20 protein-coding genes and 1 pseudogene are annotated in these 23,748 nt (G+C 72.6%); 10 read left to right on the forward strand and 11 right to left on the reverse strand.

Annotated features, from left to right (window positions below):
- Positions 1-5: 5 nt before the first annotated feature.
- The 5 genes from ACZ6A9_RS01885 to ACZ6A9_RS01905 form a co-directional block, all read right to left on the reverse strand.
- Positions 6-599, reverse strand: coding sequence for a hypothetical protein (locus tag ACZ6A9_RS01885; protein ID WP_468976460.1), 594 nt, complete (start codon positions 597-599; stop codon positions 6-8).
- Between the two features lie 83 nt (positions 600-682).
- On the reverse strand, positions 683-2,170 hold the full coding sequence (locus ACZ6A9_RS01890) for a GntP family permease (protein ID WP_468976462.1): 1,488 nt from the start codon (positions 2,168-2,170) through the stop codon (positions 683-685).
- Positions 2,171-2,300: 130 nt separating this feature from the next.
- Entirely contained in the window at positions 2,301-2,711 is a 411-nt protein-coding gene (locus ACZ6A9_RS01895; protein WP_468976464.1) for a RidA family protein, read from the reverse strand.
- Entirely contained in the window at positions 2,708-3,472 is a 765-nt protein-coding gene (locus ACZ6A9_RS01900; RefSeq protein ID WP_468976468.1) for an IclR family transcriptional regulator, read from the reverse strand. Before ACZ6A9_RS01900 ends, ACZ6A9_RS01895 begins: the two co-directional genes overlap by 4 nt.
- Positions 3,469-4,551: a sugar kinase gene (locus ACZ6A9_RS01905; protein ID WP_468976471.1), complete on the reverse strand. Its 1,083-nt coding sequence runs from the start codon at positions 4,549-4,551 to the stop codon at positions 3,469-3,471. The genes ACZ6A9_RS01900 and ACZ6A9_RS01905 overlap by 4 nt, the downstream gene beginning before the upstream one ends.
- Before the next feature lie 137 nt (positions 4,552-4,688).
- On the opposite strand from ACZ6A9_RS01905, the gene ACZ6A9_RS01910 reads away from it, so the two are divergent.
- A complete protein-coding gene (locus ACZ6A9_RS01910; RefSeq protein ID WP_468976475.1) occupies positions 4,689-5,954 on the forward strand; it encodes an amino acid deaminase in 1,266 nt (421 codons plus the stop codon).
- An 11-nt stretch (positions 5,955-5,965) separates the two neighbouring features.
- Positions 5,966-7,576, forward strand: a complete 1,611-nt coding sequence (locus ACZ6A9_RS01915; RefSeq protein WP_468976479.1) for an N-acyl-D-amino-acid deacylase family protein — start codon at positions 5,966-5,968, stop codon at positions 7,574-7,576.
- Positions 7,577-7,598: 22 nt separating this feature from the next.
- On the opposite strand, the gene ACZ6A9_RS01920 is transcribed toward ACZ6A9_RS01915, so the two are convergent.
- Together ACZ6A9_RS01920 and ACZ6A9_RS01925 are read right to left on the reverse strand one after the other, a co-directional pair.
- On the reverse strand, positions 7,599-8,534 hold the full coding sequence (locus tag ACZ6A9_RS01920) for a S1 family peptidase (protein WP_468976481.1): 936 nt from the start codon (positions 8,532-8,534) through the stop codon (positions 7,599-7,601).
- A gap of 129 nt (positions 8,535-8,663) precedes the next feature.
- Positions 8,664-9,440: a hypothetical protein gene (locus tag ACZ6A9_RS01925; RefSeq protein WP_468976484.1), complete on the reverse strand. Its 777-nt coding sequence runs from the start codon at positions 9,438-9,440 to the stop codon at positions 8,664-8,666.
- A 126-nt stretch (positions 9,441-9,566) separates the two neighbouring features.
- On the opposite strand from ACZ6A9_RS01925, the gene ACZ6A9_RS01930 reads away from it, so the two are divergent.
- Positions 9,567-10,778, forward strand: a complete 1,212-nt coding sequence (locus ACZ6A9_RS01930) for a pyridoxal phosphate-dependent aminotransferase (RefSeq protein ID WP_468976486.1) — start codon at positions 9,567-9,569, stop codon at positions 10,776-10,778.
- Between the two features lie 93 nt (positions 10,779-10,871).
- Positions 10,872-11,294 (forward strand): SCO4983 family protein, encoded by a 423-nt coding sequence (locus ACZ6A9_RS01935; protein ID WP_468976489.1) that lies wholly within the window; start codon positions 10,872-10,874, stop codon positions 11,292-11,294.
- A 151-nt stretch (positions 11,295-11,445) separates the two neighbouring features.
- Here ACZ6A9_RS01935 and ACZ6A9_RS01940 read toward each other — a convergent pair whose 3' ends face one another.
- Positions 11,446-11,751 carry a hypothetical protein gene (locus ACZ6A9_RS01940; RefSeq protein WP_468976492.1) on the reverse strand — a complete coding sequence of 102 codons (306 nt, stop codon included), beginning with the start codon at positions 11,749-11,751 and terminating at the stop codon, positions 11,446-11,448.
- A gap of 109 nt (positions 11,752-11,860) precedes the next feature.
- On the opposite strand from ACZ6A9_RS01940, the gene ACZ6A9_RS01945 reads away from it, so the two are divergent.
- A complete protein-coding gene (locus ACZ6A9_RS01945; RefSeq protein WP_468976494.1) occupies positions 11,861-12,010 on the forward strand; it encodes a hypothetical protein in 150 nt (49 codons plus the stop codon).
- A 329-nt stretch (positions 12,011-12,339) separates the two neighbouring features.
- On the opposite strand, the gene ACZ6A9_RS01950 is transcribed toward ACZ6A9_RS01945, so the two are convergent.
- Positions 12,340-14,160, reverse strand: coding sequence for a phosphoenolpyruvate carboxykinase (GTP) (locus tag ACZ6A9_RS01950; protein ID WP_468976497.1), 1,821 nt, complete (start codon positions 14,158-14,160; stop codon positions 12,340-12,342).
- Positions 14,161-14,486: 326 nt separating this feature from the next.
- Here ACZ6A9_RS01950 and trhA point away from each other — a divergent pair, with 326 nt between their 5' ends.
- The 3 genes from trhA (at position 14,487) to ACZ6A9_RS01965 (ending at position 16,684) form a co-directional block, all read left to right on the forward strand.
- On the forward strand, positions 14,487-15,200 hold the full coding sequence (gene trhA / locus ACZ6A9_RS01955; RefSeq protein ID WP_468976500.1) for a PAQR family membrane homeostasis protein TrhA: 714 nt from the start codon (positions 14,487-14,489) through the stop codon (positions 15,198-15,200).
- A gap of 380 nt (positions 15,201-15,580) precedes the next feature.
- Positions 15,581-16,312: a Mut7-C RNAse domain-containing protein gene (locus tag ACZ6A9_RS01960; protein ID WP_468976503.1), complete on the forward strand. Its 732-nt coding sequence runs from the start codon at positions 15,581-15,583 to the stop codon at positions 16,310-16,312.
- A gap of 48 nt (positions 16,313-16,360) precedes the next feature.
- Positions 16,361-16,684: a hypothetical protein gene (locus tag ACZ6A9_RS01965; RefSeq protein ID WP_468976506.1), complete on the forward strand. Its 324-nt coding sequence runs from the start codon at positions 16,361-16,363 to the stop codon at positions 16,682-16,684.
- Between the two features lie 296 nt (positions 16,685-16,980).
- On the opposite strand, the gene ACZ6A9_RS01970 is transcribed toward ACZ6A9_RS01965, so the two are convergent.
- Positions 16,981-19,011 (reverse strand): thioredoxin domain-containing protein, encoded by a 2,031-nt coding sequence (locus ACZ6A9_RS01970; protein WP_468976508.1) that lies wholly within the window; start codon positions 19,009-19,011, stop codon positions 16,981-16,983.
- 196 nt (positions 19,012-19,207) lie between these two features.
- Between ACZ6A9_RS01970 and ACZ6A9_RS01975 the strand changes: the two genes are divergently transcribed.
- Positions 19,208-19,774, forward strand: coding sequence for a Uma2 family endonuclease (locus ACZ6A9_RS01975; RefSeq protein WP_468976511.1), 567 nt, complete (start codon positions 19,208-19,210; stop codon positions 19,772-19,774).
- Between the two features lie 447 nt (positions 19,775-20,221).
- Here the strand turns inward: ACZ6A9_RS01975 and ACZ6A9_RS01980 are convergent.
- A pseudogene (locus ACZ6A9_RS01980) lies at positions 20,222-20,389 on the reverse strand (DUF255 domain-containing protein); the annotation flags it as partial.
- Positions 20,390-20,538: 149 nt separating this feature from the next.
- Here ACZ6A9_RS01980 and ACZ6A9_RS01985 point away from each other — a divergent pair.
- Positions 20,539-23,739 carry a tetratricopeptide repeat protein gene (locus tag ACZ6A9_RS01985; RefSeq protein ID WP_468976517.1) on the forward strand — a complete coding sequence of 1,067 codons (3,201 nt, stop codon included), beginning with the start codon at positions 20,539-20,541 and terminating at the stop codon, positions 23,737-23,739.
- Positions 23,740-23,748 lie beyond the last annotated feature (9 nt).

Below are 23,748 nucleotides of genomic sequence, written 5' to 3' on the forward strand. Positions count from 1 at the left end.
CCCGCTCACCGCTCCCGCTCGGCGCCGTCGTCCCCGGAGCCCTCGGAGTCCCCGGAGCCCCCGGAGCCCCCGGAAGTCTCCTCGGACTCCGGGGACTTCTCCGCGTCCTCGTCGAAGTAGGCGTCCAGGACCGTGTCCAGCGCGGTGTCCCACTCGGCGAAACGACTGCGGGAGTCGGCCTCGATCTCGAGGGGGTACCAGCGGCGGTCGGGGGTGTGGACGGTGACCGTGTACCGCTTGCCGAAGCGTCCGGTCTCCGTCTCCACCGCGCCGATCTCGTCCCAGCGGAAGTCGCACTCCTGGTCGTCCAGCCGCAGCCGGACACCGCTGTGGTCGGCGACGATCCTGGCGCGGCGGTCGGACGCCTCGAACACGGGCCCGTCGGGGGCGGGTTCCGGGTCCGCCCCGACGGCCGCGTCGGAGGACCCGGCCGGTTCCCCGGCCTCCGCCCCGGACGCCGTGTCGTCCTCCGGCTCCTCCGGCGTCGCCTTCCCGTCCTCCTCCCGCGCGGACACGGGCGAGGTGAGCCCGGGGATGAATGCCGGGTCGAACCCGGCGCCTTCCAGGGGCTGGCTGCTCGAACCTATACGCTGCTCCACACCGCAGGAGTATGGTCGACGAACCCGTGCCGGGCACAGTCGGCCCCGACTTCGTTATCGGACGCCTACACGGGCGTCACGGTTCACACGGCCAGGCTGAGCGCCGCGGCGACCGCGAAGCCGGCCACGGACAGCACGCTCTCCAGCACGGTCCACGTCTTGAGCGTGTCCCGCTCGCTGATGCCGAAGTACTTGGCGACCATCCAGAAGCCGCCGTCGTTGACGTGCGAGGCGAAGATCGAGCCCGCCGAGATGGCCATGATGACGAGCGCCACGAACGCCTGCGAGTGGTCGCCCTCGGCCAGCAGCGGGGCCACGATGCCGGCCGTCGTCACGATCGCCACCGTCGCCGAGCCCTGCGCGACCCGCAGCACCACGGAGATCAGGTACGACAGGACGATCACCGGGAGGCCGACGCCGTTGAAGGTGTCGGACAGCGCCTGGGCGACACCGCTGGCCTTGAGGACGGCGCCGAAGACGCCGCCCGCGCCGACCACCAGCAGGATGTTGCCGACCGGCTTCAGCCAGGACGTGGAGACGGTCTCCAGGGACTTGCGGGACCAGCCGCGCCGGATGCCCAGCAGGTAGTAGGCGAGGAACAGGGCGAGGGTGAGCGCCACGAAGGGGTGACCGAAGAACTCGATGACCGAGCGGAGGGTGGAGGGGTCCAGGGCGATGGAGGAGAAGGTCGACGCGAGGATGAGCAGCAGCGGCGTACCGATGATGCCGAGGACGGTGCCGAGCGGCACCGGCGCCTCCCGCGGCTCCACACCCGAGGCGCGCTGCTCGGCGACGACGGCGTCCTTGGCCTCCTGAGCGGCCTCGACCATGTCCTGCGGTACGGCGACGAAGATCCGCTTGCCGATCCAGGCCGAGTAGACCCAGGCGGCGACGACGGCCGGCAGACCGCAGACGACGCCCATCAGGATGACCCAGCCCAGGTCGACGTCGAGCAGTCCGGCGGCGGCCACCGGGCCCGGGTGCGGGGGCAGGAACGCGTGGGTGACGGACAGGCCGGCGAGCAGCGGGAGGCAGTACAGCAGGATCGACTTGCCGGAGCGCTTGGCGGCCGCGTACACGATCGGCGCGAGGACGAAGATGCCGACGTCGAAGAAGACCGGGATGCCGAAGATGAGACCGGTCAGGCCCATGGCCAGCGGGGCGCGCTTCTCGCCGAACAGGCCGAGCAGCCGGCCGGCCAGCACCTCGGCGCCGCCGCTGACCTCGAGGATCGCGCCGAGCATGGTGCCCAGGCCGATGATGATCGCGACATGGCCGAGGATGCCGCCCATGCCGGACTCGATGGTGGACACCGCGTCCGAACGCTGGACCGTGCCGAAGAGTTCGGTGACCGACAGGCCCGCCATCAGGCCGACGGCTATGGAGACGGCGAGCAGGGCGACGAAGGGCTGCAGCCGCACCTTGATGATCAGGAACAGCAGGAGGGCGATCCCGAGGGCGGCGACGGTCAGCAGACCCGCGGTGCCCTCGAGGAAGAGGAGGAGTCCTCCGGTGTGCGGGGGTGTCTCCGCCGGTGCGGAGGCGGCGAGCGGGAGGGACGGATGGGACATGCGGGGGTCCTCTGGGTAACGGCATGGGGCTTTCGGGCAGGGGGGATCGCGGCACGGCGTCCCGGCGAGTGCGGGAGACCGTGCCGTGACGACGTACGGCAGTGGGGGTGAGGGGGAGGAAGGGCGCGCGTCAGCCGAGGACGGCGAGCGCGTCGATCTCGATGAGGAGGCCGGCGGGCAGACCGACGTACACGGTCGTGCGGGCGGCGGGCGGCTGGGTGAGGCCCTGCTCCTCGAAGTAGGCGTCGTAGATCTCGTTCATCTCCGCGAAGTGGTCCACGTCGGTGAGGTAGACGCGGATCATCATCACGTCGTCCCAGCTCGCGCCGCCCTCTTCGAGGATCGCCTTGACGTTGGCGAAGGTCTGGAGCGTCTGCTCGCGCAGGGTCGGGCCGGCGGGGGTGGGGGCCTTGCCCTCCTCGTGGGGGAGGAAGCCCACCTGTCCCGCGACCTGGAGGATGTTGCCCTTGCGGACGCCGTGCGAGAACGTCGCGGGCGGGGTGGTGTGGGTGCTGGGGGTGAGCGCGGTCTTCTCGGTCATGCGGGGGTGTCCTTCACTGGGGTTCTGCCGGAGTACTCGCCGCTGATCGCGTCCGCCGTACGGCGCACCAGCGGGAGCAGGGTGAGGAGTTCGTCGGCGGTGACGACGACGTTCGGCGCGGACACCGACATCGCGGCGACCACCCGGCCGTCGGCGCCGCGGATCGGCGCGGCGACGCAGTTGATGGACTCCTCGTGGCCGCCGAGGTCGGTGGCCCAGCCCTGTTCGCGCACCTTGGCCAGTTCCTGGAGGAACGCGCCGGCGTGGGGTGTCGAACGGGACGTGTACAGGGGGTAGTCGAGCTTCTCCGCGAGGGCGCGGCGCTCGTGCTCGGGCAGGTCGGCGAGGAGGAGCTTGGCGACGGCCGCGACGGTGATCGCCACCGGCTTGCCGATCCGGGAGTACATGCGCACCGGGTAGCGGCTCTCCACCTTGTCGATGTAGAGGACCTCGTTCTCCTCGTACACGGCGAGGTGGACGGTGTGCCCGCAGCTCTCGTTGAGGCGTACGAGGTGGGGGTGGGCGATCTCCCGCACGTCGAGGTTCTCCATCGCCTCCTGCGCGAGGGCGAAGAGGCGGGCGCCGAGGCGGTAGCGCTGGTCGGACTGGCGGTAGACCATGCCGTGTTCGTGGAGGGTGCGCAGGAGGCGCAGGGCGGTGGACTTGTGCACGCCGAGGCGGCCGGCGACCTGGCCGAGGTCGGCGGGGCCCTCCGCGAGCAGCGGGAGGATGCTCAGGGCGCGGTCTACGGTCTGGCTCATGGGGTGCGTGCCTCCTTCTCGGTCCCCGGGTGTCCTTCGGCTCGTGTCCAGCCGGGGCCGAGTCGCAGTCTCCCCCACGCGGCGTCGTCGAGGGCGGCGAGGCGGTCGGCACGGTCGCGGGCGGGGGGTGCGGCGAGGTCGCCGGGGGCGGTGAGGGCGGCCGCCGCCGTGAGGTGGCCGTGGCGGAGGCGGTCGCGTACGGGCAGGCCCCTCAGGGTCGCCGAGAGGAAGCCGGCGGCGAAGGCGTCACCGGCGCCGACGGCGGCGACGACGTCGACGTGCGGGGCGCGCACGAAGGTCGCGGTGCCGTCCGCGTCCTCGCACTCCAGGCCGTCGGTGTCCTTGCCGAAGGCCACAGCTCCGCCCTTGCCCAGCTTGACGACCACCATCTCCGGTTCGGGCAGCGCCTCCCGGACCGCGAGGGCGCCGTGCAGCCCCCACGCCTCGCGTGCCTCGTCGTCGCCGACGAAGACGATGTCCGCCCCGCGCGCCAGTTCCAGCAGGATGTCCGGGCCGTGCCCGTCGTGCCACAGGCCCGGGCGGTGGTTGACGTCGAAGGAGACAAGGGGGCGGGCGGGGCGGGGGGCGGTCAGCTCCCGCACCAGGTCCAGGCAGCCTGCGGAGAGCGCCGCCGTGATGCCGGACAGGTGCAGGACGCGTCCGGCGCGCACGGCGTCCAGGTCCACGCCGGCCGGTGACATCGCGGACGCCGCCGAGCCCGCCCGGTAGTAGGCGACCTCGTGGGCGTCGGTCGACCGGTCGCCGGCCGTGCGGAAGTAGATGCCGGTCGGGCGGGCCGGGTCGCGGCGGACGTGCGACACGTCCACCCCGTAGCCGCCGATCGTCTCGACGAGGTGGTCGCCGAAGCCGTCGGCGCCGACGGCGCTGATCCACCGTGTGGGGTGTCCCGCCGCCGCGAGCACGCACGCCACGTTGGACTCCGCGCCGCCGATGCCGCGCTCGAAGGAGGGCACGTCGGCGAGGCGGCCCGGCCGGGAGGGCAGGAACGTCACCATGGACTCGCCGAGCGCGACGACATCCACGACGTCGGGGGCGTTGCCGGCTGCGGTGGCGGTCACGATGGCGGGGCTCCTCGTCTGCTGCGGGGTGGGGCGGTGTCCGTTGACCTCGCGTTGGCCGAGATGTTAGACAGCGGTAAGCGATATACGCAACGAGCGTTGCAGTGAACGCAACGCCACTGATCAGGGAGGCTCCGATGGTCCTCGACGCTCTCACCCACCTCGCCGAGGAACGGGTGGACCACCGCTTCAAGGGCCTCCCGCCGGACGCCGAGGGCCTGACCGTCGGCGAGCTGGCCGCCCAGCGCCGGAACCTCTTCACCGGCGGCTTCACCACCCCCGTGCTCGCGCTCTCCGCGGAGCGCCTGGAGCACAACCTGAAGCTGATGGAGACCTACGCCGCCCGGCACGGGCTCGCCTTCGCCCCGCACGGCAAGACCTCCATGGCCCCGCAGCTCTTCCACCGCCAGATCGCGTACGGGGCCTGGGGCATCACCCTCGCGGTGCCGCACCAGGTGCGGGTGGCCCGGGCGTTCGGCATCCAGCGGGTCTTCCTCGCCAACGAGCTGGTGGACCCGGCGGCCCTGCGGTGGATCGCCGCCGAGCTGGACGCCGACCCCGGGTTCCGGTTCCTCTGCTACGTCGACTCCGTGCGCGGGGTCGAGCTGATGGACAGCGCCCTCTCCGGCGCCTCGCGCCCCCTGGACGTCGTCGTCGAGCTGGCCGCCGGCGAGGGCGCCCGCACCGGTGTGCGCACGGAGGCCGAGTGCGCCGCCGTCGCCGACGCCGTGGCCGGCGCCCGGTCACTGCGGCTGGCCGGGGTCGCCGGGTACGAGGGCGAGGTACCGCGGGCGGACCCGGAGCGGGTGCGCGACTGGCTGCGGCGGCTGGTGTCGCTCGCCGTGGACTTCGACGAGGCGGGGCGTTTCACGGGCCTCGACGAGATCGTGGTGAGCGCGGGCGGCAGCGCCTGGTTCGACGCCGTCGCGGACGTCTTCGCCGGCATCCCGGAACTCTCCCTGCCCGTAGTGAAGTTGCTGCGCTCGGGGGCGTACGTCTCGCACGACGACGGCCACTACCGCGAACTGACGCCCTTCAACCGGGTCCCGGAGGAGGGCGCACTGGAGCCGGCGTTCCGGCTGTGGACGCAGGTGGTGTCCCGCCCCTCCGCCGAGCAGGCGTTCACCAACGCGGGCAAGCGGGACGCGGCCCACGACCTCGACCTGCCGTCCGCCCAGGTGGTCCGCCGGGACGGGGTCGAACGCCCCGCGGAGGGGGTCTCGGTGACCGGACTGTCCGACCAGCACGCCTGGCTGCGGACCACCGCGGAGGCCGGTCTGGAGGTGGGAGACTGGGTGGGACTCGGGCTGTCGCACCCCTGCACGTCGTTCGACAAGTGGGTGCTCATCCCCGTGGCCGAGGCGGACGGCACGGTGGTCGACTACATCCGCACGTTCTTCTAGGAGGCCGGACCGTGGAAGAGCTCGTCATCCGGGACGCGGACGTGGTCGACGGCTCCGGCGACCACTCCTACCGCGCGGACGTGGTGGTGGACGGCGGCCGCATCGTCTCCCTCGTGAAGGAGGCGGCGGCCGCGGGCTGTCAGCGCCCGAAGGCCCGCCGTGAACTGGACGCCGAGGGGCTGGTGCTGGCCCCCGGATTCATCGACATGCACGCCCACAGCGACCTGGCGCTGCTGCGCGACCCCGACCACAGCGCCAAGGCCGCCCAGGGCGTCACCCTCGAGGTCCTCGGCCAGGACGGGCTGTCGTACGCCCCGGTCGACGACCGCACGCTCGGCGAGGTACGCCGGGCGATCGCCGGCTGGAACGGTCCGGGTGACGACGTCGACTTCGACTGGCGCTCGGTCGGCGAGTACCTGGACCGGCTCGATGGGGGCGTCGCGGTCAACGCCGCCTACCTGATCCCGCAGGGCACGGTCCGGGCGCTCGTCGTCGGCTGGGAGGACCGTGCGGCCACGCCCGAAGAGCTGGACCGCATGCGGCGGCTGGTCGCCGAGGGCATGGAGCAGGGCGCGGTCGGCATGTCGTCGGGGCTGACGTACACGCCCGGCATGTACGCCCGGGGTGCCGAACTCGCCGAGCTGTGCCGGGTGGTGGCGTCGTACGGCGGCTACTACTGCCCGCACCACCGCTCCTACGGCGCGGGCGCGCTGGAGGCGTACGAGGAGATGGTGGCGCTGGCGCGGGAGGCGGACTGCCCGCTGCACCTCGCGCACGCCACGATGAACTTCGGCGTGAACAAGGGCCGCGCGCCCGAGCTGCTGTCGCTGCTGGACGACGCCCTGGACGCGGGCGCCGACATCAGCCTCGACACCTATCCCTACACCCCCGGCTGCACCACCCTGGTGGCGCTGCTGCCGAGCTGGGCGAGCGAGGGCGGCCCGGAGGAGACCCTGCGGCGCCTCGCGGACGAGGAGACCGCCGAACGCGTCCGGCACCATCTGGAGGTCACCGGCTCCGACGGCTGCCACGGCGTGCCCGTGGAGTGGGAGACCATCGAGATCTCGGGAGTCGGCGACCCCGCGCTCGGCGGGTACGTGGGCCGAACGGTCCTGGAGTCGGCGCGGGAGCGCGGCGAGTCGCCGTGGACGGTCGCACGGGAGCTGCTGCTGAAGGACAGGCTGGCCCCGACGATCCTCCAGCACGTCGGCCACGAGGAGAACGTCCGGGCGATCATGCGGCACCGGGTGCACACCGGCGGCTCGGACGGCATCCTCCAGGGCGCCAAGCCGCACCCGCGCGCGTACGGCACCTTCCCGCACTACCTCGGCCACTACGTGCGCGAGTTGGGGGTGCTGTCGCTGGAGGAGTGCGTCGCGCACCTGACCGCGCGTCCGGCTGCGCGACTGCGGCTGCCGGACCGGGGGCTGGTGCGCGAGGGGTACAAGGCGGACCTGGTGCTGTTCGACCCGGCGACGGTGGCCGCGGGATCGACCTTCGCCGAGCCGCGGACGCTGCCGACGGGCATCCCGTACGTGCTGGTCGACGGGCGGTTCGTGATCGAGGACGGACGGCGCACCGACGCGCTGGCGGGCCGGGCGGTCCGCGGGACTCCCCGCTGACCGCCCGCCCCTGCGCTCCTGTCTACGGTTTGGGGACCGCGCAGCCGCTCGCGTTCAGGGCGAGCCGGTTGTCCGGGCCGAAGCAGGCGGGGAACAGGTAGGTCTGCTGGGCGTAGTTGATGCCCTCGCGGACCGTGACGGTGCCCTTCTCGTCGACCTCGCACGGGTTGTTGACCGTGCAGCGCTCGCCGTCCTCGTTGCCGGTGTTGTTGACCGCGACCACCCGGCCGGTGGCGTGGTCGACGACCGGTGAGCCGGAGGTGCCGCCGATGGTGTCGCAGGCGGAGGTGTAGCGGACCGAGTCCTTCCAGGTCCAGTCCCCCTCCTTCATGCGGTACGCGAACCCGTCGACGGAGCAGGTGTAGATCCGTTTCCAGTAGCCGGAGACCACGCTGATGGCCGTACCGGCCGCCGGGCGGGTTCCGCTCAGCGTCAGCGCGTCGATGCCGTAGGCGCTCTTGATCTGCGCGTACGTGGTGCCGAGCCGGTAGATCGCGGCGTCCGTGTCCGTCATGGTCGCGTAGAGGAGCCGGTTGGCGCGCAGGGTGGCGACCTTGGTGCCGGAGGAGTTCAGCAGGCCGAAGCTGCGGCTGGAGGCGCGGTCGACGAGGACCTGGCCCGGCGCGGGGAATCCGCTCTCCAGGCAGTGGCCGTTGGTGAGCACGAGCGCGGGGTCGTCGGCCTCCGAGCCGGGCATCCGGACGACGGAGCCGGAGCAGTTGCTGAGCGAGACGGTGCCGGCGAAGTCGACCGCGGCGGCCTTCGGCGCGACGAGTCCGGACAGGGCGTCCGCCGCGGCCCCGGCCGTGTCATTGACGACATCCGTCAACGACACGGCCGGAACCGCGTCCGTGACCGTATCCGCGCCCGTGGGGGAAGGCGCGGAGGCGGCCGCGGGGGTCGCGCCCGCCCCGGCGAGTGCCAGGGCACAGAGCGCGACGACGAGAGGTTTTCTCATGGGGGTCCCCTCAATGCGGCGTCGGGTGGCCGGACGTCCGCCGGCCACCCACAAAGTTGTCATGCGCATTGTCATCACGGGGGTGGCGAGGGGGCAAGGTGGTGTTTCCGGACGCCGCCTCTGCCGCGCCTAACGGGACCACTTCGGCCCCTGGCCCCGGCCGCCCGGCCGGCCCTCGAAGTCGCCCGGACCAGGGTTGCCCGGCGCGGTGGAGACGGTGGGGGTCGCCGTGGGGAGGCCCGGTGCGGAGGTGGTGGAGGTACCGGAGGCGGGCGCGGACGGCGCCCCGCCGGAACTCCGGTCCTCGCCGGTGCCGCTCGCGCCCGCGGAGGCGGGTCCGGTCGACGGACCGCCGCTCACGTCCGGCTCCCCGGCCGGCGCGGACGCCTCCGCCCCCGTGGACGGCGCCTCGGACCGCCCGGTGGTCACCCCCTCGCGGTCCCCCCGCTCCCCCACCCCCTTGGAGGGCGAGCCGGAGAAGGCGAAGCCGGCGATCAGCGCCGCCACGGACACGGCACCCACCGCCGACACGGCCGCCACCCCGCGACGGGCGCGCGGGGGCGCGGGGGCCCTGCGGCGGCCCCGTCCGCCGGATCCGGGGCGCGGGCGGCCACCGCCGGATCCGCCCGGAGCACCGCCGCCGGAGTGCGGCTCCCCGGCCGTCCACGGCGTGTCGCCCGCGTCGGGTGCGGCCACGGCACCGCCGGGCGGACCCGGCTCACCGGCCGCGACGGGCGGCAGTTCGCGCGTCTCGTCGTACGCGTTCTGCCAGCCGTGAGCGGCCGCCGGGTCGGCGTAGGCGTCGTACGCCGGGGGCGGGGCGGACTGCGGGAGGTACACGCTCGGCGGACCCTGGGGAACCGGCGCGCCGTTCCCTCCATCGGCGTACCGGGATGCGCTGGACATGAGCGCGCATTGTAGGGAGTTGGGGGCCTTGGAGGACAGCGGGCGGGACATAACCGCGGAAACCGCCGCGTCCCGCGTGGCGGAAAACACGGCCCGAAGGTCCATACCGGGCCGTAAGCTCCCACCATGCAGGTGATCCAGTCGACCAAGCTCGCCAACGTCTGTTACGAGATCCGGGGCCCGGTGCTCGAGGAGGCGATGCGGCTCGAAGCGGCCGGTCACCGCATCCTCAAGCTGAACACCGGCAACCCGGCGGCGTTCGGCTTCGAGTGTCCGCCCGAGATCCTGGAGGACATCCTCCGCAACGTGTCGACGGCCCACGGCTACGGCGACGCGAAGGGGCTGCTGGCGGCGCGCCGGGCGGTCGTCATGCACAACCAGACCCTCGGCATCGAGACCGACGTCGAGCACGTCTTCATCGGCAACGGCGTGTCCGAGCTGATCGTGATGGCGATGCAGGGCCTGCTGGACGACGGCGACGAGGTGCTCGTCCCCGCCCCCGACTACCCCCTGTGGACGGCGGCCGTCTCGCTCTCCGGCGGCACCGCGGTGCACTACCGCTGCGACGAGCAGTCCGACTGGATGCCGGACCTCGCCGACGTGGAGCGCAAGGTCACCGACCGCACCAAGGCGATCGTCATCATCAACCCGAACAACCCGACCGGCGCGGTCTACGACGAGGCGGTCATCAAGGGTCTGACCGACATCGCCCGCCGCCACAACCTGCTGGTCTGCTCGGACGAGATCTACGACAAGATCCTCTACGACGACGCCGTGCACATCCCGACCGCCTCCGTCGCGCCCGACCTGCTCACCCTCACCTTCAACGGCATGTCGAAGGCGTACCGGGTGGCCGGCTACCGGGTGGGCTGGATGTCGATCTCGGGCCCGCGCGCCCACGCCGACTCCTACATCGAGGGCCTGACGGTCCTGGCGAACATGCGCCTGTGCGCGAACATGCCGGGCCAGCACGGCGTGGTCGCGGCGCTCAGCGGCCGCCAGACGATCGACGACCTGGTCCTGCCGGGCGGACGGCTGCGCGAGCAGCGGGACACGGCGTACGAGCTGCTGACCCAGATCCCGGGCGTGAGCTGCGTCAAGCCGAGGGGGGCGCTGTACCTCTTCCCCCGTCTCGACCCCGGCGTCTTCAAGATCAAGGACGACCGCCGCATGGTCCTGGACCTGCTGCGCCGCGAGAAGATCATGGTCGTCCAGGGCACCGGCTTCAACTGGCCGGAGCCGGACCACTTCCGGATCGTCACCCTGCCCTCGGCCACCGACCTGCGGGACGCGATGGGCCGTATCGGCCGCTTCCTGGACGGTTACGGCCAGCACTGACAACCGGTGACATCCGTCTGATCTTGTGGATGACTCAACTTTAGACTGAATCTAAGCTAGGATGGCTTCCTGTCAGCACCCAGGAGGCCATCCATGTACGAGCCGATACGTGACAAGTCGGTCCACAGCACGGTGGCCGGCACCCCCCACGACTTCCCCCACCGTTCCCGCGAGGAAGAGCTGGACATCCAGCTCGCGGGTCATCTCGCCGCGCTGCTCGCCGTCACCGACGAGCTGCGCACGGTGGCACCCTCGGCCGCCGTGGACACCGCCGCCGAGCGGCTCACCGAGCAGGTGTCCCGCCTGCGGGGAGGACGTACGCCGGCCCGCGCGCCGGCGAGGACCAGGGGCCGCGAGCCGAACGCGGCGGCCCTGCACCGGCGCGCCCACGCCCTCGCGGGCCGCGCCCTGGTCGTCGCCGCGTCCCGCGCCGACACGGCGGTGGCGATCCTCGCCGCCGAACAGATGGACGTCCACGCGGCGGCCCTCCAGCCGCGCGCCCTCGCGTCCCACTGAGCCCTCCGGGCTCCCACCGACGGCCCCGGTCCGCGCGCAACCGCAGCGACGCGCGGACCGGGCGCCACCTACCTACCCAGTCCCCCGTCAGCCGGGCAGGACCGTGAGGATGACGAAGAGGGGGCGTCGACGGCGCCCGCGGGAAGGGCGATCAGCGCCAGTCGCCGATGAGCCAGGCGACCAGCCGGGGACGCCCCGTCCACGACTCGCACGGCACGACCGCTTCGACGGAGACGAAGTCGGTGGTGAAGACCGACTCGAGCTGCCCGATCGACCGCCGCACGTCGTCGGAGACGTCACCGGGCTCCCCGAGCCCCGACGCATCGTAGGTGGGCGCTTCCTCGTAGGTGGAGCAGCCGACGTAGGGCAGGGGCTGGCCGAGGTACCAGCCGCCGAGAAAGACGGCGTACAGCACCGCAACAGCGCCCAGGCGGCGCGGAGTCATCCAAGTGGGCACGGACGCAGTCTTCCAGACCGCGTGGTGCGGCCCGGCTCCCGGGGCGCCGGACGACGGGCCCCGTCACGGGCCGGGGCGCGGTGTCAGTGCCATCCGCTTGCATGCCGCCATGGACGTGGTGGAGGAACTGCCGGCGACCATGCACCGGCTGACCGCCCAGCGGGCGGACGAACCGGTGAGCGGTCCGCACGGCCAGGCACCGGGGCACGTGTGCCTGGTGCCGCCGCCGGACAGCGGTCTCCCGGAGCACCTCGCCTGAGGTCCCGGCACGGTCCGCGCGGCCCCGCGAGCCGGTTCCGGTGCCGGAACGGCCGAGCGCTCCGGTCGACGGTGGGCGTCGGCCGGAGCGCTCGGTCGTCCCCCGGCACGTTCGTGAGCCCTCTGGGTGGGCCGTGCCGGAGGGGCGGGGGTGGGTCTGCCGTCGCCGGGTTCCGTCGGGGCGGACGGAGGGGGCGGTGGCCGGCCCGGTACCCCGTACGCCGTTGTACGGGGCCCGCCGGTGTGTTCCGCGGCCGGTCGTGGCGTGACGATCGCTGGTCAGGGCATCCTCAAACCGAGAACCGACCGGCCGCGGGGTCTGTGCGGGCGTCAGCCCAGGCGCTGCACCAGCGCCTCGTACTGGTCCCACAGTTCCTTCGGCGTGTGGTCACCGAAGGTGTTGAGGTGCTCGGGAACCAGGGCGGCCTCCTCGCGCCACACGTCCTTGTCGACGGTGAGCAGGAAGTCCAGGTCGGCGTCGGAGAGGTCCAGTCCTTCGGTGTCCAGGGCGGCCTTGGCCGGGAGCACCCCGATGGGGGTCTCGACGCCCTCCGCCTTGCCCTCCAGGCGCTCCACGATCCACTTCAGGACGCGGGAGTTCTCGCCGAAGCCGGGCCAGACGAACCTGCCGTCGTCGTCCTTGCGGAACCAGTTGACGTAGTAGATCTTCGGCAGCTTGGACTGGTCCTTGTCCTTGGCCACATCGATCCAGTGGGCCATGTAGTCGCCCATGTTGTAGCCGCAGAACGGCAGCATGGCGAAGGGGTCGCGGCGCAGCTCGCCGACCTTGCCCTCGGCGGCGGCGGTCTTCTCGGAGGCCACGTTGGCGCCAAGGAAGACGCCGTGGTTCCAGTCGAAGGACTCGGTCACCAGCGGTACGGCGCTGGCGCGGCGGCCGCCGAAGAGGATCGCCGAGATCGGCACGCCCTTGGGGTCCTCCCACTCCGGCGCGATGATCGGGCACTGCGCGGCGGGGGTGGTGAAGCGGGCGTTGGGGTGGGCGGCGGGGACGCCGGACTCGGGGGTCCAGTCGTTGCCCTTCCAGTCGGTGAGGTGGGCCGGGGTCTCCTCCGTCATGCCCTCCCACCACACGTCGCCGTCGTCGGTGAGGGCGACGTTGGTGAAGACGGAGTTGCCCCAGAGGGTCTTCATCGCGTTGGCGTTGGTGTGCTCCCCGGTGCCGGGGGCGACGCCGAAGAAGCCGGCCTCGGGGTTGATGGCGTACAGACGGCCGTCCTCGCCGAAGCGCATCCAGGCGATGTCGTCGCCGATCGTCTCGACCGTCCAGCCGGAGATGGTGGGCTCCAGCATGGCGAGGTTGGTCTTGCCGCAGGCGGAGGGGAAGGCGGCGGCCACGTACGCGGACTCGCCCTGCGGCGGGGTGAGCTTCAGGATGAGCATGTGCTCGGCCAGCCAGCCCTCGTCGCGGGCCATGACGGAGGCGATGCGCAGCGCGTAGCACTTCTTGCCGAGCAGGGCGTTGCCGCCGTAGCCGGAGCCGTAGGACCAGATCTCGCGGTCCTCGGGGAAGTGGGAGATGTACTTGGTCTGGTTGCAGGGCCAGGGGACGTCCTCCTGGCCGGGCTCCAGCGGGGCGCCGACCGAGTGCACGGCCTTGACGAAGAAGCCGTCGGAGCCGAGCTCGTCCAGGACCGGGCGGCCCATGCGGGTCATGGTGCGCATGGAGACGGCGACGTAGGCGGAGTCGGTGATCTCGACGCCGATGGCGGACAGCGGCGAGCCGAGGGGGCCCATGCAGAAGGGCACGACGTACAGGGTGCGGCCCTTCATGGAGCCGCGGAAGACGCCCTTGTCGCCCTGGAAGATCTCCCGCATCTCGGCGGGGGCCTTCCAGTGGTTGGTCGGGCCGGCGTCCTCCTCCTTCTCGGAGCAGATGAACGTCCGGTCCTCGACGCGGGCGACGTCGGTGGGGTCGGAGGCCGCGTAGTAGGAGTTGGGGCGCTTGATCGGGTCGAGTTTCCTGAAGGTGCCCTTGGCCACGAGCTCCTCGCACAGGCGCTCGTACTCGGCCTCGGATCCGTCGCACCAGACCACGTTGTCCGGCTGGGTGAGCTCTGCGATCTCGTCGACCCAGGAGATCAGTCCCTGGTGGGTGGTGGGGACGCCGGGTTCCGCGATGTCGCGCGCCACGTTTGCTCCTAAATGAGGGGTTTTTTGTTGGAGGCCCCGTGGGGGCTGCGACCCGGATGCTGCACGGTGGTGCGCTGCGCGCTCATCCGGTGTCGACCGCACTCATTTGATCATCCGATGCGAGCGCCCATCTGTCCAGAGGGCCGCACAGGTGAGCAACGTGACGCTGACCACGGCGTTTCGTGGGGCTTTACCTCCACGTTGAGCAGAACTGAATATTTCTTTGCGTGACCCGCCGCCCGGACGGGGTGAGATGATGGCCACTACGCCCTGCCGACGCGTGATCGCGATCCGCTACCTACGGTCCCGTAGGTACGATGCGTGACATGACTGCGTTCGCCCCCGACGCCCCCGACGCCCCTGCGGATCCGCCGGCCGACGGCCCCGGACCGGTGGCGACCTCTCTGCCGCACCCCGTCAAACCCAGGCTCCGTGGCTGGCTGCACCTCGGCATGTTCCCCGCCGCCCTGGTGGCCGGGCTGCTGCTCACCGCCTTCGCCGACTCACCCCGCGGCCGCCTCGCCTGCGGGGTCTACGCGCTGACCGCCTGCCTCCTGTTCGGCGTGAGCGCGCTGTACCACCGGGGCGACTGGAGCCCCCGCATGGACGGCGTGCTGCGCCGCCTGGACCACGCCAACATCTTCCTGATCATCGCGGGCACCTACACCCCGCTGACCATCCTGCTGCTGCCCGAGTCCAAGGGACGACTGCTGCTGTGGGGGATCTGGGCGGCGGCCGTCGCCGGGATACTCTTCCGGGTCTTCTGGGTCGGCGCCCCCCGCTGGCTCTACACGCCCTGCTACATCGCGATGGGCTGGGCGGCGGTCTTCTTCCTCCCGGACTTCATGCGCGCCGGCGGCGTCGCCGTGCTCGTCCTGGTGGTCGTGGGCGGCCTGCTCTACAGCGCGGGCGGGATCATCTACGCCCTCAAGAAGCCCAACCCGTCCCCGCGCTGGTTCGGCTTCCACGAGGTCTTCCACTCGTTCACCCTGGCCGCCTTCATCGCCCACTACGTGGGGATCTCCCTGGTGGCGTACTAGCACGCGCAGGGGCGACCAGGGCCACCCGCCCCTACGGCCGAGGGCCGCGGCATCGACGCCGCGGCCTTTTCCTCGCCCGCACCACTCGGCGGGCCCACGTCGGCCGCCGCCGAGACCGAGGGGGCGGGAGTGAGCCCCATGACGGCCCCACGTCCCCCCCTGGCCCCGCCGGCCACCCCGCCCGGGTCTTCGCGACCGGAAGAAGACGCGCGACGTCCCTGGCCGGCGGCCCGCCGTGGCCTCGCGGCACTGGGCCGGACACGGCCACACCGACGGCCTCGCCGACCTCGTCGGCCCGGCCACCCCCGACGTGTTCGAGTACGGCCCGCCCGCCGGGAATTCCCGGGGTCCGACACCCCGGACATGACATCCTTGGCCGGGTGAACGGTCCCGAGATCCATGTCGAGTTCGCCCCCGAACTGCTGCTCTTCGTGCCCCGGGCACGGCCCACCGGTGCCATGAAGGCCGCCACCGACGGCGTCTCCACCCTGGGCCACGTGGTCGAGTCCCTCGGAGTCCCGCTGACCGAGGTCGGCGCGCTGCTCGTGGACGGCCATGAGGTGCCGGCCGGACACGTCCCCGCCGCGGGCGAGTCGGTGACCGTACGCCCGCACGCCCACCCCCAGCGGGTGCCGGGCGCCCCGTTGCGCTTCCTGCTCGACGTGCACCTCGGCACGCTGGCGCGCCGGCTGCGGCTGCTGGGCGTGGACACCGCGTACGAGTCGGCCGACATCGGTGACCCGGCGCTGGCCGCGCGGTCCGCGGCGGAGCGGCGGGTGATGCTCAGCCGCGACCGGGGACTGCTGCGGCGGCGGGAGCTGTGGGCGGGCGCGTTCGTGTACAGCACGCAGCCGGAGGAACAACTCCAGTACGTGCTGGAGCGGTTCGATCCCGAGCTGCGGCCGTGGACACGGTGCACCGCCTGCAACGGGCTGCTGCGCGAGGCCAGCAAGGACGAGGTCGCCGACCAGCTCCAGGGCGGTACGCACCGCAACTACGACGTGTTCGCTCGGTGTTCCGCCTGCGGGCGCGCGTACTGGAAGGGCGCGCACCATGAGCAGCTGGTCGCCATCGTGGAGCGGGCCCTGAGCCGGGACACTCAGGGAAGCTGAGCACCCGGCCGGTGGCCCCGTGTCCCGTGGACACGGTGGGATGGGGCCATGAACAGCACCCCGTCGCCGTCCGCCGCCCGGCAGTTGACCGGATGGTCCGTCACCGGACTGGTCCTGCTGCTGCCCACCGTCGCCCTCGCTTGGATCGCGGCGCACTCCACCGAGCGCGGCGGGCGCTGCCTGATGTACGGCGAGCAGTGCTCCACGATCCCCGACGCAGTGGTCAGTGGCTTCTTCCTGGCCGCCCTCGGGTCCGGGCTGGTGGCCCTGGCCTGGCCACGGACCCGGTGGACACCCGTCAGGTCCGTGGCGGTGGCCGCGCAGTGGCTCGCCATGATCACCACGGGCGCGCTGCTCCTCGGCGGCGCTTGACGTCACCCGTGCCGCAGGCGATGCCGTCGCGGTTCCCGTCCAGCTTCAGCGGGTCGTCCTGACCGTTGCCCCGCAGACGGTCGTGGTCCTCCGGGCGCGTGCAGCGGGCGAGGCCGCCGGCTTCGCCCCGGTCGGCCGCAAAGGCGGTCGGGACGCGGACGTGGGCCGAGCGTAGTGGCGGACGCGGCCCGAGACGGTGGGGGCGACCGCTTGTGACGTGCGCCTCTCGCCGGGCCCCGCACCCTTGCCCGCCGGGGCCTCGCTGAAGCGGGGGTCGGCTGCCGCGGCCGCCCCTCTCACCCACCCAGCGCGGAACGCAACCGGTCAGGGTCGGTCGTCGGCGCCTCGCAGGTGAAGTTGCGGCAGACGTAGGCCGCCGGTTCACCGCCGACGAGGGGACGGTCGGCGAGCAGCGGGAACTCTTCGCCCTCCGGGGCCCCGACGGCGACCACCGCACCGGGCGCGGTACCCAGCAGCGCCGTGCGGTGCAGCACCGTCGTCGCCGGGTCGTCCAGCGCCGGGCCGACCACCGCGACCTCCCGGGGACCGTCCAGCAGGGCCTCGGCGACCGCCAGACCCCACCCGATGAAGCGCGGCACCCGCGGCCCGAGCGCCTTCACCACGCCCGACGCCCGCTCCGCGGCGGCACGGTGCGGCTCGGAGCCGGTGTGCGCGGCGTAGCTCAGCAGCGCGCCCGCGGCGGCCGTCCACCCGGACGGGGCGGCGTTGTCGGTCGGGTCCTGCGGGCGCCGGATGAGCCGCTCCGCGTCCGACGCCGTGTCGTACAGCGCACCCGACGCCCGGTCGGTGAAACGGGTCAGGATGTGGTCGACCAGCAGCCCGGAGAACTCCAGCCACACGCCCTCACCGGTCACCGCCGCGAGCGCCAGGAAGCCCTCGGCGACGTCGGCGTAGTCCTCCAGCACCCCCGCGTTGGCGCCGACGTGCCCGTCCTTGCTGGTCCGGGCGATTCGGGCCTGCTCGTCGAGGTGCAGCCGCACCAGCAGGTCACCCGCGGCGACCGCGGCCTCCGTCAGGTCCGGCCGGTCGAAGTACGCCCCGGTCTCGGCGAGCGCGGCGATCGCCAGCCCGTTCCACGCGGCGACCACCTTGTCGTCCCGGCCGGGTGCGGGACGCGACGCGCGGGCCGTGAGCAGCCGCTCCCTGATGCCGTCGATCCGCTCCGCGTCGAACACCTCGTCCCGCTGCGGAAGCTGCAGCACGGAGGCGCCCTCCTCGAAGGTGCCCTCCTCGGTCACCCCGAAGTACCGGGCGGCGAGCTCCGCATCCGCCTCCCCGAGCACCTCACGCAGCTGCGCGGGCGTCCACACGTAGTACGCGCCCTCGACGTGCCGCCCGCTCCCGTCGTCGCTGTCCGCGTCCAGTGCGGACGCGAACCCGCCCTCGGGGGTGCGCAGTTCGCGCACCATGAAGTCGGCCGTCTCCAGCGCCACCCGGCGCGCGAGCTCCGATCCCGTGGCCCGCCACAGGTGCGCGTACACCCGGCACAGCAGCGCGTTGTCGTACAGCATCTTCTCGAAGTGCGGCACCACCCAGTCCCGGTCCACGGAATACCGCGCGAAACCGCCGCCGAGCTGGTCGTAGATCCCCCCGCGGGCCATCCGCTCACAGGTGTCCCGCGCCATCTGCAGCGCGCCCTCGGCACCGGTGCGGGCGTGGTGCCGCAGCAGGAACTCGATCACCATGGACGGCGGGAACTTCGGTGCGCCGCCGAACCCGCCCCGCTGCGGGTCGTACTCCCGGGTCAGCCCGAGCAGCGCCTGCGCGAGCTCCTGCTCGCCGGGCACCCGGTCGTCACCGTAGGAGATCACCCGCTCCGCCAGGTCCCGCGTGATCTTCCCGGCGACCTCGTCGACCTCGCCCCGCCGCTCGTCCCAGGCCTGGTGGACTCCCTGCAGCACCTGCCGGAACGACGGCATGCCGTGCCGGGGGGCGGGCGGGAAGTACGTACCGAAGTAGAACGGCTCGGCGTCCGGCGTGAGGAACACCGTCATCGGCCAGCCCCCCTGCCCGGTCGCGGCCTGCACGGCCTCCATGTACACGGCGTCCACGTCGGGGCGCTCCTCGCGGTCCACCTTGACGCTGACGAAGTGCGCGTTCATGGCGTCGGCGGTGTCCTGGTCCTCGAAGGACTCGTGCGCCATGACGTGACACCAGTGGCACGCTGAGTAGCCGACTGACAGCAGAACGGGTACATCACGCCGTTTCGCTTCCTCGAACGCCTCAGGCCCCCACGGCCACCAGTCGACCGGATTGTCAGCGTGCTGCAGCAGATAAGGCGAGGTCACACCAGCCAACCGGTTCATACGACCCAGCCTCTCACAGCGTCTGCCGCGACCGGTGAAACAGCTACGAGCCCGCCTCACTTGGCCGAATGCACTTACGCGCCATGACGTGATCGGCGACTCCCTCCCTTTCCGAGTCGGGCAGCCCGGCACCTCGGAACAGTAGGCTTGGCGCAGCAGCGCCGGACCTGCCGAGGCCTCTCGAAGGAGGTACACCATGACCGCCGAGATGGTGGCGCCCGCGTGGATGCATACGCAGATCAGCGCGGAGCAGTACGACTCCTGGACCGAGGAGCAGTGCGCCGGCATCGAGATCGTGGACGGGATGGTCGTCGTGAGCCCGAGCGCCTCCAAGCGGCACAACCGGTTGGCTCGGCTCTTGGCCAATGCCCTGGACGCCGCCGCGGGCCCGGACTGGAACGCCGACACGGACTTCGACGTCCGCCTGCAGGACGTGCCGCTCACCAACCGCCGTCCGGACGTCACCGTCTACCGGGCGGAGACCATCGACCTCACGCCCACCCGCCCCGAGCACGTGCTCCTGGTCGTCGAGGTCGTGTCCCCAGGGTCAGAAACCACAGACCGGATCGTGAAGGTGGACCAGTACGCCAAGGCCGGCATCCCCTTCTACTGGCGCATCGAGCAGGCCGCCACTGGCGTTCCGATCATCTACACCTACGTCCTCGACCCAGCCACCAGGGCCTACCGGGACGGCAAGGTGTTCACCGGCACCGTGAAGGCCACCGCGCCATTCCCTGTCACGGTCGACCTCGGGGCCCTGTGAGCAACGAGGAATCGCCCCGCCCTCGGCGCCTCCGACGCCCTGTGGGCTGAGACATGTCCGCAACCGGGGACCTCTGGGCATCGGCCCCCAGCTCGGCCCGGACCCGTCGTAGGCGGTCCGGAGGGAAGCTGGACAGCTTCAACCAGGTGCCGACCTGTGCGTTCTCGCCGGGGACGAGCCGCGTGGGGAGCCACCCCCGCTTCATGCCCGTCACCCTGATGGCGTGGCGTCGTCAGCGGATCACTACGTCGTGGTGATCACTGGCGACGACCTTGCCGTCCCCTCCAGGTGCTGGCGGATGCTGACGTACTGCTCGGGCGTCCACTTGGGAGAGGCCGCTAACTGATCTTCGACCCAGCGCCCATGTCTCCATCCAGCCGATCACCGAACGTGTCCATACCGGCCACTCCTTGGAAACGCCCCAGCTCAGAACTACCCGGTTGTTCACATGCACTGGCACCAGTGGCAGCTCGAATAGCCGACGCTCAGCAGCACCGGCACCTGACGCCGCCGCGCCTCCTCGAACGCCTCCGGGGACCACGGCCACCAGTCGACCGGGTTGTCGGCGTGCTGCAGCAGGTACGGGGACGTCTCGTGGGCCAGTCGGTTCGGCATGGTGTCCATCCTGCCGCAGTACCCGCCCCGCAGCCCGGCAGCACACAGCCGGGAGATCAGGCCCTCTCCCCACGGCGGCCCCCGCACGACACACTTGTGACCAGGGAACGCGGCCGGTACCGGCCGACGCCGCCGGAGGGGGACATCACATGCGGGACAGTCATCGGGCGGAAGCCGAACGGCTGTTGACGCGAGCCGTGGAGGAGGAGGTGCGCCGCTCGGGCGGGCGCACGGACGGAAAGGTACTGCTGGCGCGGGCGCGGGGGGCGCTGGACACGATGGCGCAGGCGGCGGCCGAGGAGTACGCGGCCTACACGCGCGCCCTGGACGAGGCCGAGGCCGGACAGCTCACCTTCCGGCAGCGCTACGCCCGCGAGGGCGCCGGAACACCGCTGCTGGTGGCCGGTGTGGCGGGCGTCGCGGCCGTGGTCGCCGACATGGCGCTCGGCACCGGCACCGGGACGGCGCTGGGCGCGGGCGTGGCCGTCGGGGTCGTCGGCGCGGCCGCGACCGTGGTGAAGGTGGCCGGCACCCATGTGCCCGCCGCCCACCACCGGGCCGGCGCGGCCGGCCAGCCGGGCGGGCCGGAGCAGCTGCGGCTGCAGTGGCTGACGGCGCTCGAGGTGCGCGGCATCCGGCCGTTCCTCGACCAGCAGCGGGTGCTGGCCGGGTCCACGGGGTCGAAGAAGGCGGGCCCGCGGCTGCGCGGCGCGGACAAGAGCGCGGCGGCCCGCGGACGCAGCGTGCTGGGGCAGTCGTTCGGGCAACTCCCCGAGCCGCTCGGCCCGTTCGCGGGGCGGCGGCAGGAGATGGCGCGGATCCGGCAGTGGGTGCAGGCGGCCCGCGCGAGCACGGAGACCCGGCCGACGGTGGTGGTGCTGCACGGGGCGTCCGGCAGCGGCCGGACGACGCTCGCCGTGCGCGCCACCCATGAGCTGAAGGACCACTTCCGCGGGGCCTGCGTCGTCGACCTGCGCGGCGACAGCCCCGGCGAGCCCCCGCTGTCCACCCGGGACGCGCTGCTGCACCTGCTGAACCGGCTGGGGGCGCCGCGCGAGCAGCTGCTGTTCCGCGAGAGGTCCTCCCCGGACCAGCAGGTCAGGCGGCTGAGCGAGCTGTACCACCAGCACCTGACCGGGACGCCGGTCACCATCGTGCTGGACGACGCCTCCGATCCGCAGCAGGTGCGCACCCTGATCCCGGAACGGTCCGACAGCCTGGTCCTGGTCACCGCGCGCGCACCCCTCGGACTGCCGGACGACCTGCCGGCCCGGGTGCACCAGCTGCCGGTGGAACCGCTGGACGCGGCGGGCGCGGAGGAACTCCTGTCCGCCGCCGCACAGGACTCCTCGGGCCCCTACGACGCAGAGTCCACCGAGCGGGTGCGGGAGCTGTGCGGGGGCCTGCCGCTGGCGCTGCGGGCCGCCGGCGCCGCGCTCGGCCCGCGTTCACCGCTCGCCCTCGCCACCGACCTGGGGGCGTACGGGCCCGTCGACCCCGTCGAGCGGGCGCTGTGGCTGCGCTACACCGACCAGCCGGAGACCGTACGGCGGCTGCTGCGGCGCCTCGCGCTGGCCGGGCGGGCCTCGCTGGGCGCGGCGGCCGCGGCGGCGCTCCTCGCCACCGACGAGGCGGAGGCGACCCGGCACCTGACCGCGCTGCACCGCGCCGGGCTGATCGACCGCGTACGGCACAGCCGCTACCGGCTGCACGACCTCGTCCGCGCCTTCGCGCTGGCCCGGCTCCACGACGAGGAGGACCCCGACGAGCGCGCGGCGGCGCAGGAGCGGCTGATCGTCAACTACGCCGAGCTGGCCGATTCGGTGCTGCGGCTCGTCGACGGGAACATGTCGACCCGCTCGGACCGCTTCAGCCCCTACGGTTTCACCTCGCTGGACGAGGCGCTGCGCTGGCTGGACGACGAGTCGAGCTTCATCACGGCGGCGCTGCGGCACGCGGAGGGCGTGGACCGGCGGGCGGTGCTGAACCTGCTGGGCGCGCTGTGCGACTACTGCCTGCTGCGCGGCGACCTCTACCGGCTCGGGGAGATCAACGAGCTGGCGCAGACCGTGGACGAGGGGCTGCTGATGCGCTCGGTGCAGTGGCGCACGGGCATCGCGGCACGTCAGCTGGGTGAACTGGACAAGGCGCGCACGACCCTGACGTCGGTGGTGGACCTGTACCGGGAGGCGCAGCACAGCGCGGGGGCGGCACGGGCCCTGACCTCGCTCGGCATCACGCTGCACCACCAGGGCAACCTGAGCGAGGCGTCGGCGCGGCTGCGGGAGGCGATGGACCTCCAGGCCGCCCCCGAGCTGGCCACCGACCGCGCCTGGACGATGCACGCGCTCGCGGCGGTGGAACGGGACCGGGCCCGGCTGTCCGAGGCCCTGGAGCTGCTCATCGAGTCGCTGGTGCTGCACCGCGCGGGCGAGTCCGTGCACGGGCAGGCGTGGGCGCACTTCCAGCTCGGGCAGCTGAACCTGCGCATGGGTGACGTGCCGCGCGCCGAGACCGAGCTGCGCACGGCCCTGGAACTGTACGGCCGGACCCGCGACGCCCGTGGGGAGGCGTGGGCGCTGACCGAGCTGGCGCGGACCCGGCTGGTCGACGGCGACGCCTCACCGGCGGTGGAGGACCTGCGGCGGGCCGCCGCCCGGCACCGCGACAACGAGGACGCGCGGGGCGAGGCGTGGACGCTGTACTACCTGGGCCAGGCGCTGGAGGAGACCGGCGACCTGGACCGCGCGGTGCGCGAGCTGGAACGTGCCCGCACGATGTTCTCCCGCATGCGGGACGTCTACGGACTGGCCTGCGCCCGGCACCACTCGGCGCGGGTCACCCGGGACCAGCGGGCGGCCCGGACCGGGTCGCTGCGCAACTCCGGTTTCGCCCGCCAGCTGCTGGTGGACGCGCGCGCCGACTTCCAGCGCATCGGGGTGGCGCACGGCGAGGCGTGGACCTGCCTGGAGCTGGCGGTCGTCGACGCGGGCAACGCGCGCACGCAGCAGGCGCTGGCGCTGTGCGACGAGGCGGTGACGCTGTTCGCGTCGTACGGCGACCGGCGCGGCGAGGACTGGGCCCGCTTCCTGCGCTGCACGCTGCTGCCGTACGCGGCGCCCGGCGGCACGGAGGTCGGCACGGCGGTGGCCCAGGAGGAGCTCTCCCAGCTGGCCCGCGCCCCCCACGCCACCCGCGATCCGAAACTGACCGACTGCGCGGAGGCCTACCTGCTCCTGCTGGAACGGGGGGTCACCCTGGAAGCGGGCTGGCAGGCCTGGAACCTCGGCCTCGTCCCCAGCCGGAACGCCCGCGAGGTGATGGGAGTACCGGTCAGCGAGAGGGCGTGAGCCCCGGTG

It is taken from the genome of Streptomyces sp. NPDC041124, assembly GCF_055592385.1.

Excerpts from the sequence above, each read along its gene's own strand:
- ACZ6A9_RS01925 (WP_468976484.1), bottom strand. The coding sequence starts at position 9,440 with ATGTCCAGCGCATCCCGGTACGCCGATGGAGGGAACGGCGCGCCGGTT.
- ACZ6A9_RS01910 (WP_468976475.1), top strand. The coding sequence starts at position 4,689 with ATGGTCCTCGACGCTCTCACCCACCTCGCCGAGGAACGGGTGGACCAC.
- ACZ6A9_RS01970 (WP_468976508.1), bottom strand. The coding sequence starts at position 19,011 with ATGAACCGGTTGGCTGGTGTGACCTCGCCTTATCTGCTGCAGCACGCT.
- ACZ6A9_RS01890 (WP_468976462.1), bottom strand. The coding sequence starts at position 2,170 with ATGTCCCATCCGTCCCTCCCGCTCGCCGCCTCCGCACCGGCGGAGACA.
- ACZ6A9_RS01900 (WP_468976468.1), bottom strand. The coding sequence starts at position 3,472 with ATGAGCCAGACCGTAGACCGCGCCCTGAGCATCCTCCCGCTGCTCGCG.
- ACZ6A9_RS01935 (WP_468976489.1), top strand. The coding sequence starts at position 10,872 with ATGTACGAGCCGATACGTGACAAGTCGGTCCACAGCACGGTGGCCGGC.
- trhA (WP_468976500.1), top strand. The coding sequence starts at position 14,487 with ATGACTGCGTTCGCCCCCGACGCCCCCGACGCCCCTGCGGATCCGCCG.
- ACZ6A9_RS01985 (WP_468976517.1), top strand. The coding sequence starts at position 20,539 with ATGCGGGACAGTCATCGGGCGGAAGCCGAACGGCTGTTGACGCGAGCC.
- ACZ6A9_RS01920 (WP_468976481.1), bottom strand. The coding sequence starts at position 8,534 with ATGAGAAAACCTCTCGTCGTCGCGCTCTGTGCCCTGGCACTCGCCGGG.
- ACZ6A9_RS01975 (WP_468976511.1), top strand. The coding sequence starts at position 19,208 with ATGACCGCCGAGATGGTGGCGCCCGCGTGGATGCATACGCAGATCAGC.
- ACZ6A9_RS01895 (WP_468976464.1), bottom strand. The coding sequence starts at position 2,711 with ATGACCGAGAAGACCGCGCTCACCCCCAGCACCCACACCACCCCGCCC.
- ACZ6A9_RS01930 (WP_468976486.1), top strand. The coding sequence starts at position 9,567 with ATGCAGGTGATCCAGTCGACCAAGCTCGCCAACGTCTGTTACGAGATC.
- ACZ6A9_RS01945 (WP_468976494.1), top strand. The coding sequence starts at position 11,861 with ATGGACGTGGTGGAGGAACTGCCGGCGACCATGCACCGGCTGACCGCC.
- ACZ6A9_RS01965 (WP_468976506.1), top strand. The coding sequence starts at position 16,361 with ATGAACAGCACCCCGTCGCCGTCCGCCGCCCGGCAGTTGACCGGATGG.